The organism is Fictibacillus sp. 7GRE50, from assembly GCF_015903875.1.
GTDB classification, from domain to species: domain Bacteria; phylum Bacillota; class Bacilli; order Bacillales; family Fictibacillaceae; genus Fictibacillus; species Fictibacillus phosphorivorans.
In genome coordinates this window covers 195,200-211,015 of the sequence record NZ_JACZDW010000004.1, presented here as the reverse complement: position 1 = coordinate 211,015, position 15,816 = coordinate 195,200, and the positions used below count along the sequence as shown (strand labels likewise).

Genomic DNA, 15,816 nt, shown 5'->3' with positions numbered 1-15,816 from the left:
CACCTTCTATTGTGACTAGGTCTTAACACATGTAATATACCACATTTCTTTTTTCGTGGATACATTAGAATCATTTTTCAAGTTAATAGTACACGATTACACCTTACATTGTAAGCGTTTACGGTTACTCTTCACTTTTTTCTATCATTTCCCGTCAAAAAGAAATGCAAACTTGAATGACGCTATAAGTTTCTATCCAATATATCATGAAACCGCAAAAAGAAAAAAGCCGGAATTTCCGGCTTTCTTACTCTTTTAAGCTTATTTATTTGGACGCATGATATTCAACCGCTACTGTTTTCCCGCTACCAAGGTGTTCGTTTGCAACATTCATAATCTCAACAACTTCTTTTTTCGATAGTTTATCAGCTTTTACGATCACTTTGATCTCATTGTTCATCGTGCTCACTAAAGCATCATTGAATCCCATCGATTTGATCAATGTTTCTACTGTTGATTCTTGCATAGTAAGTGATTGAAGCTCTGTCATCTTTGCCCAAGCATCAGCTTGAACCTCAGCTGAAGCGTCCTCAGAACCAGCAACGGCTACATAATCAGCACTCATCTCATCACGAACTTCATCTCGCTCTAGGCGAAGGGCAGTAAACACATCGTCGTTTGCAACACCTGACACAGTCGCTTCTTTACCAGACTTCTTTCCTGCCTCCAAATAAGCAAGATCATCCGTTCCACCAGGTGCTGTAATATAATACACAGACAACACAATGATTAAGCTAAGCATAGTCAGAAGCCAAACAGTTTGTTTTTTCAATAACATTTGTTTATTCCCCCTCAGGATTTTTTGGTCCTACAAAAATTTGATCACTACCTATATCAAAAACTTTTTTAACCAGCTCTATGATCATAGACTTTGTCTGGATGTTCTCTGCACCTTGCGCCAATATAGCCACACCTTTTATCTTTGGTTTTTCTGTAGTGACAATGATCGGCTCTTCTCTGCCGTCATTTGAGATAATTACTACTTTTTCATCTATCTTTTGATCTTCTATCGTTCTCTTACCGCCATTTTTATCATTTTCCGATGTAGTCTGGCTCTGTGTGCTATCATCTGTAACGAACTCTTTTCTCTCAGTTGTAGAAAGTTCTACCATGACGGAAACTTTGCCAACTCCTTGCATCTGTTCTAATAGATCTTTCAGTTCGTTAGAATAAAGGTCTTCATACGTTTTGATATTTTTGTCTGTTACTTCTTTAGCTTGTTTAAAAACCGCCTCGGATTTAACCTTCGTTTCTGGCACTAGCCCGTTTAATGTACTTTTTTGAGCAGGGGAGTCTATCATCTTGCTAATAAACATAAGAGAAATTCCCAATAGAAGTAAGACAAGTAAGTACTTTTGTTTATTCCCTGCTTTATCACTCAGCTGCAGCCGTTTTTTTATCTGTTCCCAAAATGAACGTTTCATTGGGATAACTCCTCTCCCCCTTCCAAATGTACATCAACTTTGTCTGCATCCAGCTGCCACTGACTAGCTAAGAACTGGATGACTTCGTTAGAAACTGGTTGTGTGAGAGATTCTTTTCTCTCTGGATCAGAAACACTCACATCCACTTCTGATACTTCAGAGATTTCAGCTTGGTCGTGATACTTGGCTAGCACCACTTTGGCACCCCTTATATCTTCAGGCTCCAACGGCTGTTTACCCATTTCCGTTCGAATTTGAAGATCGACAATCTCTAACTCATAAGTCTGTTTCAACTCCTCTTGAACTTGTTTTTTCATTGGGACAGCCATTTGCTCTAATATATATGCACGTTGAGCGGATTGTATTTCACTTTTATTCTCTTCTATCGAATTTTTTATTTCGTCTTCTTTCGCTGCAGCTGGTAGATCCATGGCGAGAAACACTTGATCCAGATCTGAATTTATTAGTTTGAACAGTGGAGAGAGCATAGCAAGCAGTATGAGCAAACCTACAACCATCTTGATATAATTTTGAAATTGATTGCCAGGTAACAACAGCTCGATGACTCCGGCTAATAGTACAAGAATGATAATATTGGTTATCCACTCCGTTAAGAATGCCATGCTTCCCCTCCTATCGAACCATCAGCGTAACGTTTCCGGCTGCGATTATTATCGTTATAGCTAGAAAGAACATAATAGACACAGTCATAAGGGCAGCAAAGATAAACATGACGCTCTTACCGATGATGCCTAATGATTCAACGATCGGCCCACCTCCTAAAGGCTGAAGAAGGGCTGCAGCCATGCTATATATAAAAGCTAGAATTAAAACTTTGATGGCAGGAAATATAGCTAACAGAAGTAATAATAATGCCCCGATTATGCCAACTGAGTTCTTTAGTAAGATGGAAGCGCTCATGACAGTATCTGTCGCATCTGTAAACATACGGCCTACAACCGGAATAAAATTCCCTGTTACAAATTTTGCTGTCTTGATCGTTATTCCATCTGCTACTGCTGCTGTTGCACCTTGAACACTCATTACACCTAGGAAAACAGTGAAAAAAAAGGCGAGTGCACCCATGCTGATATTTCTTAACAGCTTAGCTAACTGCGTGACTTTGTGATGCTCTGACATCGTTGAAACGATGCTTAATAGTGCAGATAAAAAAAGAAGCGGCAATACAAAATTTTTGATCAAAAGTCCGCTTGTATTTACTAAAAACAAGATGACCGGATGAAAAAACGCGACTGAAGCGATGCTTCCCACAGTTGCCATCAAGGCGAGAAGTAGGGGTATGAGTGCAATCATGAAACTTAACATGTTATCGATCGCTTCTGTTGCATAAGAGATCGCAACATGAAAACTGTTTAAAGCTAAAATGATTAAGACCATATAAATAATTCCATATGCCACTTTTGAAATAGCAGATCGATCAAAAGCGTTCTGGATGGATTGCAGCAACATGCTGAAAACAGTTAGCAAAATTAAGGTTCCAAGCAGTTTCCCGTGAACAGCAAGTTCATGAAACATAAACTTTAAAAGTCCGATCATGTAGCCTTTTATAGAAAAATCTTTTTCTCCTTTTACAAATTCAAGGAAGGTTCCTTTTTGGCTTTCTGGCAAGAATCCTCCGTATTCACGGGAGATGCTATCCCAATATTGTTTGATTTCATCTAGCTGCATGGAGGATACTTGTTGATCTACTATTTTTGAAGTGATCGAGCTCGCTGATGCGGATTCTATGGGGCCAAATAGGATGAAGGAAAAGATTATGAGTAGAAGTAGACTTGTCCGCACCATCACTTTCTGCATCTTTATAACCTGCTTTCTTATTTCGGTATAAGCGTCAGAACGGTTTCAATAATTACTGTTAGAATAGGTATCGCCATCACGAGAATCAGTATCTTGCCACCTAGTTCAATCTTAGATGCTATCGCTCCCTGCCCCGCATCTCGTGTGATCTGTGCTCCAAACTCAGCAATATAAGCAATGCCTATTATCTTTAATAACGTTTCAACATAGACCATGTTTACGTTAGCGTTTATGGCGAGTCGTTGAAGCATCGTAAGAATTTGTCCGATCTTATCGATCAAGAATAAAAAGATTCCTGCTCCAACCATGAGTGTGACCAAAAAAGCAAAATTCGCTTTTTGTTCTTTAAGGACTAAGGCTAAGAAAGCAGCAACTAGCCCAAAACCAACAATTTGGATAATTTCCAATCTGGCCCCCTCCTTAATTCTGAAACAAAAAGACGCCTTTTACCTTCTGAAATAAATCATCTAAAAGAGTGATGACCATAAAAAGGGCAACAACAAAACCTAAAAGAGTGACCCAGTGAGCATAGTCCTCTTTTCCGATCATCTTTAAAACGGTATGAAGCATCGCAACGATTATGCCAAGCCCCGCAATCTGAAACACTGCGTTTACATCCAATCCCATTTGTGAAACCTCCTTGTTACATTAAGAGAATAACGATTAAAAGTCCCATTAATACCCCAAGACTTTTACACATTTTTTCATAACGTTCTTGTATGTCTCTTGCTTCTTTTTCTTCACGATTAAGGTGAGCTAACGTCAACTGAATCTGCTTCTGCTGATGCTCTTTGTCATGCCTGCCAAGCGTTGCGCCAAATTGGCGAAGCACTTCGATCTCACCCATCTTAAAAGAGGTTTCCTTGGCCAGAACAGCTAACTGAAGATCCCAGGCTTCTTGCACCGATAGCTCGCCTTCTGCTAAACGGTCTGATATGGTGAGAAAAAAAGTGGACAATGGTTCTTTTAATGGCCTTCCAATATGCAAAAACGCCTCATGAAGAGGAGTAGATCCGTACATGATCTCGGCCTCCAAGGCTTGTAGCGTTACTTTTAATTCTCTTAACTTCTTTGGCCGTTCTCTTACCCGCTTTGCCCATTCAAAACCAAAGATCGTTGTGGCTGAAAGAATAGCGATCGCACCGATCCAACTCATCATGCTGCACCACCAGATGATCTGTAGATCACGTTTAATGCTCCGTCATAGATTCTCTGAATGGTTCCCGGTCCTTTATCACGGCTCAAAATTACATACCTTTCAAACAAAGAAAGATCTCCTAAAGGTTTCATCACAGGTCGTTTCAGCGCATCTTCTATAGAGCTTCCATGTGCGGTAAAAATCATTTGAACACCCGCATGCATCGCTTCTAAAATCGCTTCACCGTCTTCTTTTCGTCCGATTTCATCAACGATCATTACTTGAGGACTCATCGAACGGATGAGCATCATCATCCCTTCTGCTTTCGGACATGCATCAAGAACATCTACACGCCTTCCAAAGGTATGCTGAGGAACACCTTTTATAGCACCCGCTATTTCAGAACGCTCATCCACAATTCCCACTTTAAAAGAAGGGATATTTTTTTGCTGAACGCCACAACTAACAAGTCTCGCAATATCTCTTAATAAAGTGGTTTTCCCGGTTTGCGGCGGACCGATCAGCAAAGTATTGAGCCATTTTTTTTGGTAGAGATATGAAATTAACGGTTCTGCGATTCCAATCTTCTCTCTTGCAACTCTCACGTTAAACGAACTAATATCTTTAATGGCTTTTACGAATCCATGTTCAGTGATCACTTTCCCTGCTAGTCCTACACGATGACCGCCTGAGATTGTGATATAACCTCTTTTTAGCTCCTCTTCAAGCGCGTAGAGAGAGTGCTGACTTAACCTGTTGAGCAATACTTGTGATTCTTCTGCCGTTATTGGGCCCTCAGTCGGATAGATTGGTTTACCGGAACAAAGGATTTCCATCGGTTGTCCAATTCGAACCCTGATCTCTTCAACAGATTGAAGGACACATGGTGGCAGTTTTCTTAGCGTATGCTGTAGTTTATCTGGAAAAAGTCTAAAGATCGTCTCCATGACCGATTTCTCCTTTAAGAGGCTAGTACTATAAACGTATGGCAGACATGTAAGCTTTATGCCAATAAAGGTAGGCTTAAGATTAGGAGGAGAGGTAGAGGGTGCTTTTGATAGATTGTTAGTAAATATTACTGAGGAATCCATTCTTTATTATTTATAGTGAAACTTTTCAATGAGAGGCAGTGTTATTGATGATATTTAGCTATTCCAATCAGATTATTGCTGTTTTTAATGCAGCGAACCAACTCAGTGAGCTCCTTACGCTAAAAACGGTGTTTCGGCTAATACGGAGGGGAGTATTTTTAATAAAAGTCCTTAAAATACTTGTATACATTCCAGAAATTTTGGACCTGATTCCACGAGTTTTGTGATTGATTCCACGAGTTTTTGCCATATATACGCGAGTCTACATGATCCGACGATTAACAGATGGCAAATACCCTCAACCCGATCAAACTTTTTAACCAGTTCGTTGCATACTACATCACACCTGCAAACTGCTTATCACATAAAAAAAACCTCACTCCAGAATGGAATGAGGTTTCAATATCATAGACTATGCACGAGAAACGTAAGCTGCATTTCTTGTATCGATGATCAGCTTGTCCCCTTGGTTTACGAAGAAAGGAACTTGCACGATCAAACCTGTTTCAAGCGTCGCTGGCTTAGTTCCACCAGAAGCTGTGTCTCCTTTAATACCAGGCTCAGTCTCTGCTACTACTAATTCAACTGTGTTTGGAAGTTCAACACCAATCGTCTCACCTTGGTAAGTCATGATCTGAACGGTCATGTTTTCAAGCAAGTACTTCAACTCGTATTCGATTTGAGAAGCTTGAAGTTCAATTTGCTCATAAGATTCGTTATCCATGAACGTGTGAGTATCTCCTGATGCATATAGGTATTGCATCTTACGGTTCTCGATATGAGCTTTTGCTACTTTTTCTCCACCGCGGAATGTTTTTTCCTGGATACCACCTGTGCGAAGGTTACGAAGTTTAGAGCGAACAAATGCCGCACCTTTTCCTGGCTTTACGTGTTGGAACTCAAGAACTTGCCAGATTCCGTTGTCAACCTCAATCGTTAATCCTGTTTTAAAATCATTTACTGAAATCATGTTTTTATCCTCCTGAAATACCTTAACTTAACGTTAAAAGGGTTTTAGTAGAGTAGGTAAGTGATTCATTGCCATCTTTTGTTATGAGTGCATCGTCTTCAATCCGAACTCCGCCTAGTCCTGAGATATAAATACCTGGTTCTACTGTAACAAGCATTCCCGGTTCAAGAATCGTGTCAGACTTCATAGATAGAGCCGGACCTTCATGTACGTCTAAACCAATTCCATGTCCTGTAGAATGTCCGAAGTATTCACCATAACCTTTTGAAGCGATGTAATCACGTGTTAACGCGTCTGCATCCTTACCTGTCATTCCTGGTTTAATGCCTTTCATACCTAGCATCTGTGCATCATATACGACTTGGTAGATCTCTTTTAGCTCGTCAGAAACATTTCCGATGGCTACCGTACGAGTGATATCCGAACAATAACCTTTGTAGTATGCTCCAAAATCCAAGGTCACTAATTCACCCGTTTCAATCTTCTTATCTGAGGCAACACCATGTGGTAGGGCTGAACGGTAGCCTGAAGCCACAATAATATCAAACGATGAAGAGATGGCTCCATTTTTTCTCATGAAGAATTCTAGTTCGTTTGATACTTCCCGCTCCGTAAGTCCCGGGCGAATATACTCGATAATATGTGAAAAAGCGGCATCGGCAATAGATGCTGCATCCTTTACTATCTTAATCTCTGATTCATCCTTAATCAAGCGCAACTTTTCCACAAGACCAGATACTGGAACAAGTTCAGTCGTATTGTCATCTAATTGTTTCTCATATGTACGATATGTAGAGTATGTAACATGGTCTTGCTCGAAACCTAGCTTAGAAATTGAAAGCTCCTTCGTTAACTTTGCAACCTCTTGCGGAATCGGATCCGTGTGCATCACAACACGATAACCTTCTGCTTGTTCTGCTGCTTGAGTCTTATATCTGAAATCAGTTACTAAAATCGCTTCGTCTTTCGTGATCAAAAGCACGCCTGAACTTCCTTTGAAACCACTTAGATAAAATCGATTTGAAGAAGATGTAACTAATAGTGCATCAATATCAAACGTATCGAATAAACGCCTTGCTCGTTCTACACGATTCATAACGTATCCCCTTTAAGTTGATTATGAAAAACTTGTAGTGCTAATTTATAGCTATCAAAACCAAACCCTGAAATCTGTCCAATCGTAACTGGAGCAATAACAGATTCACGTCGAAATTCCTCTCGAGCATGAACATTTGATAAATGGACTTCGATTACGGGTACATCCACACTGGCAATTGCGTCTCTGATTGCATAACTATAATGAGTATAGGCACCTGCGTTTAGAACGATTCCGCTAAACTCACCTTCAGCTCTGTGAATGATATCAATGATATCTCCTTCAGTATTGCTCTGTTTAAACGAGATATCCAGAAGCAGTTCTTTCGATAAAGAAACAAGTTCCCCCTCTAGATCTTCCAATGTATGCGCGCCATATATGCCAGGCTCCCGTTTTCCCAATCTGTTTAAGTTCGGTCCGTTTATAACAAGAAAGTTTCTGTTTTTCACCTGAAACACCTAGCCTTTGCATAAAAAAATAGAATGTTCATAAAACATTCTATCATAGCGTCTGATCATTTGAATAGTTACGAACTTTGTGTAGATTCCTTGTTTCCCTGGGATTGGCCATGACGTTCACTGTATTCAAACGAGATCGAGTATCCTACAAAAACGCCATATAATATATAGATGCACAGCGTCGTTGTTATCGTATTCTTACCCACCGTGTTCATAGGTTCCAATCCTGGAAAAATCGGATGAAGCAAGAAAAAGACAATCCCCCAAAGCGCAACACCGAAGAGGATGCCAGCCCACATGGATTTGATCTTAGCAAACGCATAGCGATATGCAATGGCAACTAAAATCGAAAGTAAAGCTATGATCAAAATACTGATTAGTTGACCTATCCACTCGGTTTTCCACTTACCAAGTGCCCAAGGGACTAAAACAAGGGCAGGACCAACTTTTGAGAAATTTAAGTAGTAGGCGATAAATCCGAAAGAAGCCCAGATCAAGCCTCCAAAGAAGCCAACACCAACGACTCTGCTCATGAATGAAGATTGAGATTCTTGTTTATTTTGTTCTAGTTTTGAATCGCTCATTAACGACCACCTCCAACACTACTAGTATGTCCACAAAACCACTGCCCAAACTTCTCACACTCCAACCAATCATATTCCGTGTAAAACATGTATAAAATGGGAAAAATACAATCATCCTTTGTGGAGGAATATCCCGCTTTCCTGTAGAATAGAAAGTACCTACAAAACTTTAGGCTGGGGGTTCAACATGACAAAAGAGAAAAAGCCCGCTTACGGCGGCCAGGCCGTATTAGAAGGGGTTATGTTTGCCGGAAAGCACACATATGTAACGGCAATTCGGAGAAATGATGATACGATCGAGTATTTCGAACTTAAGAAAAAACCTTCTCCAGTACTATCAAAATTAAAGAAGATTCCTTTCTTAAGAGGATTCATAGCCATTATTGAAGCAAGTATGAACGGTACACAGCATTTAAATTTTTCAGCTGAGCGATTTGGTGTTAATCCCGGTGAAGAAGAAAAAGAGGAAGAAGAAAAGCCGTCTAAATTCGCTTTTTTCTTTTCTTTAGCCATTATCGGTGTCTTATCTTTTCTTTTCGGAAAATTTGTTTTTACGCTCGTACCTGTTTTTTTAGCAGAAGCTTTTCGTTTTATCGTGCCTGGGCACCTTGGTCAGAATCTGTTAGAAGGTCTGTTCAAGTTTATCTTTTTGTTAAGCTACATCTATTTTGTTTCTTTAACACCAGCGATCAAGAGGGTATTCATGTATCACGGAGCTGAACATAAGGTAATCAACACATACGAAGCGGGAGACGAGCTTACGGTTGAAAATGTTAAGAAGCATTCGCGGCTGCATTACCGTTGCGGAAGCAGTTTTATTCTATTTACCGTGATCGTTGGTATGTTTATCTATTATTTCTTTCCATCAGATCCGCTGTGGCTAAGAATTTTATGCAGACTTGCGCTTATTCCTGTGGTTTTAGGGGTATCTTTTGAAGTATTACAGTTAACAAATAAACTAAGAGATGTTCCTGTTCTTCGTTATCTAGGTTATCCAGGCTTATGGCTTCAACTCTTAACTACGAAAGAACCTGATGAAAAACAAATCGAAGTTTCTATAATTTCTTTTAATGAAATGTTACGTCGTGACGCATCCTATGAAAGTGAACTAAACGCAAGTAGAATCGTTTAATCATAAGGAGGTGAACCTGTTGCAACAGAATAATAGAAGATTGCATCCTATCATTTGGTTTGTTATTTCACTGGCTGTTGTCGGAATTCTTTATCAACTAGTCACTTCACCTCGCCAATTATTTACAACCATTCTGATCGGAGCAGCAGTGGTCGCCGTGTTTTACTTTATCTTTCGCAGAACCTCATCGGGTGTAAACGGCAAGTATAGAAAAGCAGTCAAGCAATCTCAAAAACGCTATGGCACGAATCAGAAGCCGGCGAAGGCTGCCTCTCCGTTGTTTCCGAGCAAAAAGACTGCAAAGAGTTCCGCTCAGAGAAAGAAAACACGTGAACATCACTTAACCGTGATTGAAGGGAAAAAGAACAAGAAAAAAAATCGAGCCTCCTTTTAAGGGTTAGGCTCGATTTTTATATGCTGGATTTGGATACCTCTTACTCGCAATCCAGTTTTGTAAAAATTGTTCAGCACGATCATGACCAAATGTATAAAGTTCATTCTTCGCTTCTGATGATAATTGAAAATCGATGACGGATACATGCTTTACGGGCATAAAGATAATATCTCGTGCATCGTGAGAATCAATGTATCGGTTATCATGCGCTTGCATCATCGTTTCAAACAACGCTTTAAATAGCTGAACTGCATTTTTTACATTGTGAGTTGGAATATGATCATTGAGGTACGAACTCAATTGAAATCCTAACACCGGCCGAACGGGCACCCTATCTTTTCTTTGAAAAAGCCACATCGGAAAGTTACTCAAAACCCCTCCATCAACAATAAAACTCTTTTGCCCAACACGATTAAAAAGTTTGATCGGGTAAAAGAAATAAGGCAGACTGCAACTCATCCTAACCGCTCGTGCCACCGGAAAGCGCTCTGGCAATAATCCGTATTCCTCGAGATCATCTGGCAGTACAATCAGCCTTCCTCGAGAAATATCAGATGCAATAATCTTAAGACTGCCATATGGAATATCAGCAAACGTAACAATTCCCCGTGCGGCTAATAGAGAAGCTACCCAGTTCTCCAAATAATCTCCCTTAAAAAGACCAAGTTTCCAATAAAGCTTCAACCAGTTCATAAAAGGTACAGGCACAATTGTTTTACTTGTATCAAGAAATTTTCTAAAGTCTAATTTATCAATAATATCTTTCATTTCGCCCGCCGTATAGCCTGCCTTGATCAAAGCAGCCATCAATGCTCCTGCACTTGTCCCAGCTACCCTTTCAAAAGTGAGGCCACGATTCTCAGCTGCTTCAACAGCACCAATCAACGAAAGCGCCTTGATGCCTCCACCTGAAAACACACCATCAATTCGCATAAACATCTCCTCCACTACTATCCTAATCAGCAGAAGATGTCCTTTATAACCGATTCTTCAAAATAAAGTCTTTTGTCATACCTTTGTAGGTTAAAAGATTCGATTTACTGTCCACTTCCCACAAAAATACTGTCCACTTGTTTCAGCATACTTGCTAGCCCACACCAACAAAATCCAAAATAAAAAACAACCATAAAAATTTATGATTGTTCTTGTTCTTCATTCTTTGCTTGAACTTCTCTTAATGACTTTACCCTTTTATCGTCTTCTTCAAAAAACTGAACAAGATCTCCAATTCGATCAATAGCGTTCCAACTTAAATGATGTTCAATACCCTCAACATCCTGGTAGATGTTCTCTTGGTCGACCCCAATAACTTTTAAGAATTCTTCAAGTAACTCATGTCTGTAAACTAAACGTTTTCCGAGTTTTTTTCCGTTCGGTGTTAGAACGAAGCCTCTGTATTTTTCATAAACGACGTACTTGCCTTTGTCGAGTTTTTGAATCATCTTGGTTACTGAAGAGGGATGCACTTCTAGGTTCTCAGCAAGATCTGATACCCTGGCATAGCCTTTCTCTTCAATTAGGGCATAGATGCGTTCTATATAATCTTCCATACTTGGGGTTGGCGGCAAATTGTTCACTCCCTATACTAAACCAGCTTGGTCTCTATAAAAAGGATACTATAGAATGGTAAGCGTGACAAGGGAAGGTGCCACTGCATTTTATCAAGTAAAATATTCAATCTTCGCTTGCGGAAACATCGTATGAATATAATTTTCTACCGTTTCACGCAGTCTTGTCGCCTGATCATCTTGATAAACATATTTTCCAATTCCATATCTTCCCCACTTATATTTTCTTTCTTCTTCATTCATCTCAAGCTTCGATTTCGGATAGTTTTTTTCAATAACGCGTTTTGCAGGTTTCGTAAAACGGTGCTGAATCAGCTCAAACGTAAGATCGTTCGTAAGGTGCTTTGGAATTTTCGCTTCTAGAATATCAAAGAGTTCTTTATAGCCTTCTTCCCAATCTTTATGAAGATAAAGAGGTGCCACAATAAATCCTAATGGATACCCTGCTTCTGCAACTTTTATAGCAGCGTTGATACGCTCCTCAAGCGGACTTGTTCCAAGTTCGAAATTCTTAATCACATAATGTGAATTTACGCTAAAACGGAAACGCGTCCTACCCTGGTGTTTTGCATCAAGTAAGTGGTCCACGTGATGATACTTCGTTGTAAAACGAAGTCTTCCTAGATCTGTGGCACCAAAAAATTCAATCGCTCTTTTCAAATTATGAGTAAGATGATCGATGCCTACAATATCGGATGTACATGAAGCTTCGAATCGCGTGATCTCAGGCGCTCGTTCTTGCATATACTTTTCAGCCTGAGCAAAGATCTCATCCGTATTCACATAAGTTCGTAGATACGGCTTACTGCCAAGTGTAGTTTGTAGATAACAATAATGACAATGTCCCATACATCCCGTTGCAAGAGGAATCGCGTATTCTGCAGATGGTTTAGATGTATCAAACTTCAACGTTTTTCTGATACCTACAACGAGCGTTGATTTTGCTGTTCTATATTTCTGAAAATCATTGTCTCCTGGCAGATCACGAATTTGGTTATGTGATGTTGTTTCTCTGATCTCAACTTCTAGCTTACTAAAACGATCGTACAGTTCTTTACCTAACGGATACTCTAGTGCACGCGGTTCGAAATAGATCAACTGCGGCATAAACGGTTTATTGGCACCAGCCATAGTCATACACCCCACAATTTTTTTCACAAATGATGGAGTTAGTATGTGCTAATAACACCAAAAGAAAAGGGAAGGAACATTTCCAGTTCCTTCCCTCCATTCTTATAATCCGCATTTTAATTGAGCGTTACAATTCGTACACGTGTTACAGCCGCCGATTTCTTTCACTTTCCCTTTTCGGCATACCGGGCAAGTGTTACCCACTTCGTTACCGATGGTTACATCTGTAGAACGAAGGTCAGTAATCGTATCTAAAATAACAACTTTGCTTTTTTCTTCTTCCATACCTAGATCAATCTCAGTCTGTTCAAAAGTCTCTTCTGCTTTTAGTGTAAGAACTTGTGAGTCACGGCTTCCATCAACGTACACCGTACCACCTTTTGCTCCACCTTTATAAAGACGTTCGTATACTTTTTGAACTTGATCAACCGTGTAACCTTTAGGAGCGTTTACTGTTTTTGAGATCGAGCTATCTACCCAACGCTGGATGACACATTGCGTATCTGCATGTGCTTCTGGTGCTAGCTCCATCGCGGCAACAAACCATTCAGGAAGCTCATTTTCGTTCGCTTCTGGATTGCTGTCTAAATACTCCTTAACGATATCAGCTTTCACTTCGATAAACTTCCCAAGACGACCACTGCGGAAGTATGAGAAAGAGAAGTAAGGCTCTAATCCTGTGGAGACACCAACCATGGTTCCTGTGGATCCAGTTGGAGCAACCGTTAACAAGTGAGAGTTTCTAATCCCATAATTTAAGATGTCTTCACGAATATCCTCAGGAAGCTTCTTCATATAACCTGTTTCAGTAAATCGTCTACGCAACTCGTTAGTCGTTTCATCTGAATCGCCTTCTAAGAACGGGAAGCTTCCCTTCTCTTTAGCAAGTTCGATTGAAGTGCGGTAAGCCGTTACGGCGATCGTCTCGAAAATTTTATCAACAAGCTTGTTTCCTTCTTCAGATCCGTAAACAGTCTCGCAATAGATCAAAAGGTCATGAAGCCCCATAACTCCTAGCCCTACTCGACGTTCGCCTAAAGCTTGGACGCGGTTAGGTTCTAAGAAGTATGGTGTTGCATCAATTACGTTGTCCTGCATACGTACGCCAACTTCAACCGTTTGTTTTAGCTTTTCAAAGTCCACCGTTTTGTTTACTTTGTCAGCCATGTTTCCAAGGTTAACTGCAGCAAGGTTGCAGACACTGTACGGTGCAAGTGGTTGTTCTCCACATGGATTTGTTGCTACAACTTTTTGTCCATAAGCGGTAGCGTTCGTCATGTCATTTGCGTTATCAATAAAGAAAATACCTGGCTCAGCAGAGTATGTGGCGCAAATGTTAATCAGGTTCCACAGCTCACGCGCTTGAATTCGTTTGTAAACGCGAATACCATAGCCTTTCTCTTCCCAAACACGAACATCTCCGACTTCATGCCACTCGTTGTTGTAAGCTTCCATTTCTTCTGGCGTGTAAGCTTCAACGCTAGGAAAACGCAACAGATACTCAGAGTCATTTTCTACGGCTTCCATGAATTCTTTTGTAATCGTAACTGAGATATTCGCACCTGTTAAGAACTCAGAATTATGAACGCTATACGTTCCTCCGTCGCGAAGCATTGTCTCAGCATCGCGTAGAACGTCAGAATCAAATCCGCCTGTTCCTGGAATATCTTTATAGCGAAGGATTCCTTCGTACATCGCTTTTTGAGCTGGTGTCAGCGGTGTGAATTTTAATTTATCTTGTGCAACTTGTTTGATCTTCTCGTCATTCGTATTTTCAATCAAGTAACGTAAAATGCGAGGATTTTGCATCTTAGAAATAATGAAATCGATGATGTCAGGATGCCAGTCGGCCAGCATGATCATCTGGGCTCCCCTGCGACTTCCTCCCTGCTCGACCAGATGCGTTAACTTCGCGATGTCATCCAACCAGGATACAGATCCAGATGATTTTCCGTTTACGCCTCTTGCTAGTGCGTTCTTCGGTCGAAGTGTAGATCCGTTCGTTCCAACTCCGCCTCCGCGACTCATGATCTCCATAACTTGCTTACGGTGATCTGAGATGCCTTCACGCGAATCTTTTACATACGGCATCACATAACAGTTGAAATACGTTACATCTGTTTCTGCACCTGCGCCATATAAAACACGTCCAGCAGGTACAAAGTTCATCTCTGAAAGCTCTTTGTAAAACTTTTGAAATGATTCTTTGCGCTTTTCTTCCGTCGTTTCCACAGATGCTAAGCCTGTAGCATTTCTTAGTGCGATCTGCTCGTAGTAAACTTCTAACGGCTTGTCCATCACATCTAGTGAACGTGTGATCAAACCAGATTCTGCTTCTTCAGGCTTCTCTAATACTGCTTTAAACTCATCTTCAACCAATACAACTGCATTTTTATCGTCCCAGTTGACAGATTGAATATAGCCTAGCCCTCTTGCCGGAAATTTCGGGTCCTCTTTTACCGTTAATACAACAAAGTCACCCGGTTTTAACGTTTTCTTCTCAGTGTCTTTAAAGCTGTATCGGTCTAGCATAACAAGCCTAGAAACACCTTTGTGTGTTGTTTTCATCGTAGAAGTTATGGGGTGTACTTGTGGAAATTGAGCTATATCACTGTTGAGAGCATCAATGTTAATACCCTTTTTAACAGTTGCGACTGTGTCCATATTTCTCCTCCTCTATTTAAATCACATACGGATGCATGTCTATATCTTGTATGTATAAGTTCTACCCTTATACTATATATACGTAAACCACATGTCAAAGAAAAAAAATTGTCAAACTTAAAATCATGAGGATATTACAGCAATTCCTTGATTCTTGTAAATTTATGATGATTTTATTAATGAATTGGCTTTATTTTAGATTTGTATAATTTGGTAGTTTTAAAAAGCCGTACAAACACGTGGTTTTCAAAAATTCCTTCTATTTTCCAAAAAAAATTAATATCTTGACATCTTTTTTTCTGATCTTTATAGAGAAAAAATAAAAAATCGAGATCTCTTATTGAGATT

The 15,816-nt window shown here is 40.1% G+C and carries 18 protein-coding genes; 2 read left to right on the top strand and 16 right to left on the bottom strand.

The genetic code is table 11. The features are described 5' to 3' along the window. Positions 1 to 265 precede the first annotated feature (265 nt). The 12 genes from IHV12_RS16165 to IHV12_RS16110 all read right to left on the bottom strand — a co-directional run bounded on the left by IHV12_RS16165 (position 266) and on the right by IHV12_RS16110 (position 8,579). Positions 266 to 778: a SpoIIIAH-like family protein gene (locus IHV12_RS16165; RefSeq protein ID WP_191753866.1), complete on the bottom strand. Its 513-nt coding sequence runs from the start codon at positions 776 to 778 to the stop codon at positions 266 to 268. Between the two features lie 4 nt (positions 779 to 782). Continuing rightward, entirely contained in the window at positions 783 to 1,424 is a 642-nt protein-coding gene (gene spoIIIAG / locus IHV12_RS16160; protein WP_197191501.1) for a stage III sporulation protein AG, read from the bottom strand. Next, complete coding sequence (gene spoIIIAF / locus IHV12_RS16155; RefSeq protein ID WP_197191500.1) at positions 1,421 to 2,047, bottom strand: stage III sporulation protein AF; 627 nt, start codon at positions 2,045 to 2,047, stop codon at positions 1,421 to 1,423. The genes spoIIIAG and spoIIIAF overlap by 4 nt, the downstream gene beginning before the upstream one ends. Before the next feature lie 10 nt (positions 2,048 to 2,057). Next, positions 2,058 to 3,242: a stage III sporulation protein AE gene (gene spoIIIAE, locus IHV12_RS16150; protein ID WP_197130991.1), complete on the bottom strand. Its 1,185-nt coding sequence runs from the start codon at positions 3,240 to 3,242 to the stop codon at positions 2,058 to 2,060. Between the two features lie 17 nt (positions 3,243 to 3,259). Next, complete coding sequence (gene spoIIIAD / locus IHV12_RS16145) at positions 3,260 to 3,649, bottom strand: stage III sporulation protein AD (protein WP_066396033.1); 390 nt, start codon at positions 3,647 to 3,649, stop codon at positions 3,260 to 3,262. A gap of 13 nt (positions 3,650 to 3,662) precedes the next feature. Continuing rightward, positions 3,663 to 3,869: a stage III sporulation protein AC gene (gene spoIIIAC / locus IHV12_RS16140; RefSeq protein WP_066290831.1), complete on the bottom strand. Its 207-nt coding sequence runs from the start codon at positions 3,867 to 3,869 to the stop codon at positions 3,663 to 3,665. Positions 3,870 to 3,885: 16 nt separating this feature from the next. Continuing rightward, on the bottom strand, positions 3,886 to 4,401 hold the full coding sequence (spoIIIAB, locus tag IHV12_RS16135; protein WP_231619559.1) for a stage III sporulation protein SpoIIIAB: 516 nt from the start codon (positions 4,399 to 4,401) through the stop codon (positions 3,886 to 3,888). Then, on the bottom strand, positions 4,398 to 5,327 hold the full coding sequence (gene spoIIIAA, locus IHV12_RS16130; RefSeq protein ID WP_197191499.1) for a stage III sporulation protein AA: 930 nt from the start codon (positions 5,325 to 5,327) through the stop codon (positions 4,398 to 4,400). Before spoIIIAA ends, spoIIIAB begins: the two co-directional genes overlap by 4 nt. 556 nt (positions 5,328 to 5,883) lie before the next feature. Then, the gene (gene efp / locus IHV12_RS16125) at positions 5,884 to 6,441 is read right to left on the bottom strand and encodes an elongation factor P (protein WP_197130997.1); all 558 of its coding nucleotides are present in this window, start codon (positions 6,439 to 6,441) and stop codon (positions 5,884 to 5,886) included. A gap of 22 nt (positions 6,442 to 6,463) precedes the next feature. Next, the gene (locus IHV12_RS16120) at positions 6,464 to 7,537 is read right to left on the bottom strand and encodes a M24 family metallopeptidase (protein ID WP_197131000.1); all 1,074 of its coding nucleotides are present in this window, start codon (positions 7,535 to 7,537) and stop codon (positions 6,464 to 6,466) included. Beyond that, a complete protein-coding gene (gene aroQ, locus IHV12_RS16115) occupies positions 7,534 to 7,986 on the bottom strand; it encodes a type II 3-dehydroquinate dehydratase (RefSeq protein ID WP_197191498.1) in 453 nt (150 codons plus the stop codon). Before aroQ ends, IHV12_RS16120 begins: the two co-directional genes overlap by 4 nt. 77 nt (positions 7,987 to 8,063) lie before the next feature. Beyond that, positions 8,064 to 8,579 (bottom strand): YqhR family membrane protein, encoded by a 516-nt coding sequence (locus tag IHV12_RS16110; protein WP_197191497.1) that lies wholly within the window; start codon positions 8,577 to 8,579, stop codon positions 8,064 to 8,066. A gap of 187 nt (positions 8,580 to 8,766) precedes the next feature. Between IHV12_RS16110 and IHV12_RS16105 the strand changes: the two genes are divergently transcribed. Both IHV12_RS16105 and IHV12_RS16100 read left to right on the top strand, forming a co-directional pair. Further along, on the top strand, positions 8,767 to 9,711 hold the full coding sequence (locus IHV12_RS16105) for a DUF1385 domain-containing protein (protein WP_197131007.1): 945 nt from the start codon (positions 8,767 to 8,769) through the stop codon (positions 9,709 to 9,711). 19 nt (positions 9,712 to 9,730) lie between these two features. Continuing rightward, positions 9,731 to 10,105 (top strand): SA1362 family protein, encoded by a 375-nt coding sequence (locus IHV12_RS16100; RefSeq protein ID WP_197131009.1) that lies wholly within the window; start codon positions 9,731 to 9,733, stop codon positions 10,103 to 10,105. Positions 10,106 to 10,108: 3 nt separating this feature from the next. On the opposite strand, the gene IHV12_RS16095 is transcribed toward IHV12_RS16100, so the two are convergent. The 4 genes from IHV12_RS16095 to IHV12_RS16080 form a co-directional block, all read right to left on the bottom strand. Beyond that, positions 10,109 to 11,038 carry a patatin-like phospholipase family protein gene (locus IHV12_RS16095; RefSeq protein ID WP_197191496.1) on the bottom strand — a complete coding sequence of 310 codons (930 nt, stop codon included), beginning with the start codon at positions 11,036 to 11,038 and terminating at the stop codon, positions 10,109 to 10,111. A 200-nt stretch (positions 11,039 to 11,238) separates the two neighbouring features. Further along, complete coding sequence (mntR, locus tag IHV12_RS16090; protein ID WP_197131213.1) at positions 11,239 to 11,655, bottom strand: transcriptional regulator MntR; 417 nt, start codon at positions 11,653 to 11,655, stop codon at positions 11,239 to 11,241. 111 nt (positions 11,656 to 11,766) lie between these two features. Next, positions 11,767 to 12,804 carry a spore photoproduct lyase gene (gene splB / locus IHV12_RS16085; protein ID WP_197131013.1) on the bottom strand — a complete coding sequence of 346 codons (1,038 nt, stop codon included), beginning with the start codon at positions 12,802 to 12,804 and terminating at the stop codon, positions 11,767 to 11,769. Between the two features lie 102 nt (positions 12,805 to 12,906). Then, positions 12,907 to 15,468, bottom strand: a complete 2,562-nt coding sequence (locus tag IHV12_RS16080; protein WP_197191495.1) for a vitamin B12-dependent ribonucleotide reductase — start codon at positions 15,466 to 15,468, stop codon at positions 12,907 to 12,909. Positions 15,469 to 15,816: the final 348 nt, after the last annotated feature.

Bases quoted from the DNA above. Each gene is read 5' to 3' on its own strand.
- IHV12_RS16120 (WP_197131000.1), bottom strand. From the start codon at position 7,537: ATGAATCGTGTAGAACGAGCAAGGCGTTTATTCGATACGTTTGATATT.
- IHV12_RS16080 (WP_197191495.1), bottom strand. From the start codon at position 15,468: ATGGACACAGTCGCAACTGTTAAAAAGGGTATTAACATTGATGCTCTC.
- splB (WP_197131013.1), bottom strand. From the start codon at position 12,804: ATGGCTGGTGCCAATAAACCGTTTATGCCGCAGTTGATCTATTTCGAA.
- IHV12_RS16165 (WP_191753866.1), bottom strand. From the start codon at position 778: ATGTTATTGAAAAAACAAACTGTTTGGCTTCTGACTATGCTTAGCTTA.
- spoIIIAG (WP_197191501.1), bottom strand. From the start codon at position 1,424: ATGAAACGTTCATTTTGGGAACAGATAAAAAAACGGCTGCAGCTGAGT.
- IHV12_RS16110 (WP_197191497.1), bottom strand. From the start codon at position 8,579: ATGAGCGATTCAAAACTAGAACAAAATAAACAAGAATCTCAATCTTCA.
- spoIIIAE (WP_197130991.1), bottom strand. From the start codon at position 3,242: ATGCAGAAAGTGATGGTGCGGACAAGTCTACTTCTACTCATAATCTTT.
- mntR (WP_197131213.1), bottom strand. From the start codon at position 11,655: ATGGAAGATTATATAGAACGCATCTATGCCCTAATTGAAGAGAAAGGC.
- spoIIIAF (WP_197191500.1), bottom strand. From the start codon at position 2,047: ATGGCATTCTTAACGGAGTGGATAACCAATATTATCATTCTTGTACTA.
- spoIIIAB (WP_231619559.1), bottom strand. From the start codon at position 4,401: ATGATGAGTTGGATCGGTGCGATCGCTATTCTTTCAGCCACAACGATC.
- efp (WP_197130997.1), bottom strand. From the start codon at position 6,441: ATGATTTCAGTAAATGATTTTAAAACAGGATTAACGATTGAGGTTGAC.
- spoIIIAC (WP_066290831.1), bottom strand. From the start codon at position 3,869: ATGGGATTGGATGTAAACGCAGTGTTTCAGATTGCGGGGCTTGGCATA.
- spoIIIAA (WP_197191499.1), bottom strand. From the start codon at position 5,327: ATGGAGACGATCTTTAGACTTTTTCCAGATAAACTACAGCATACGCTA.
- IHV12_RS16095 (WP_197191496.1), bottom strand. From the start codon at position 11,038: ATGCGAATTGATGGTGTGTTTTCAGGTGGAGGCATCAAGGCGCTTTCG.
- IHV12_RS16105 (WP_197131007.1), top strand. From the start codon at position 8,767: ATGACAAAAGAGAAAAAGCCCGCTTACGGCGGCCAGGCCGTATTAGAA.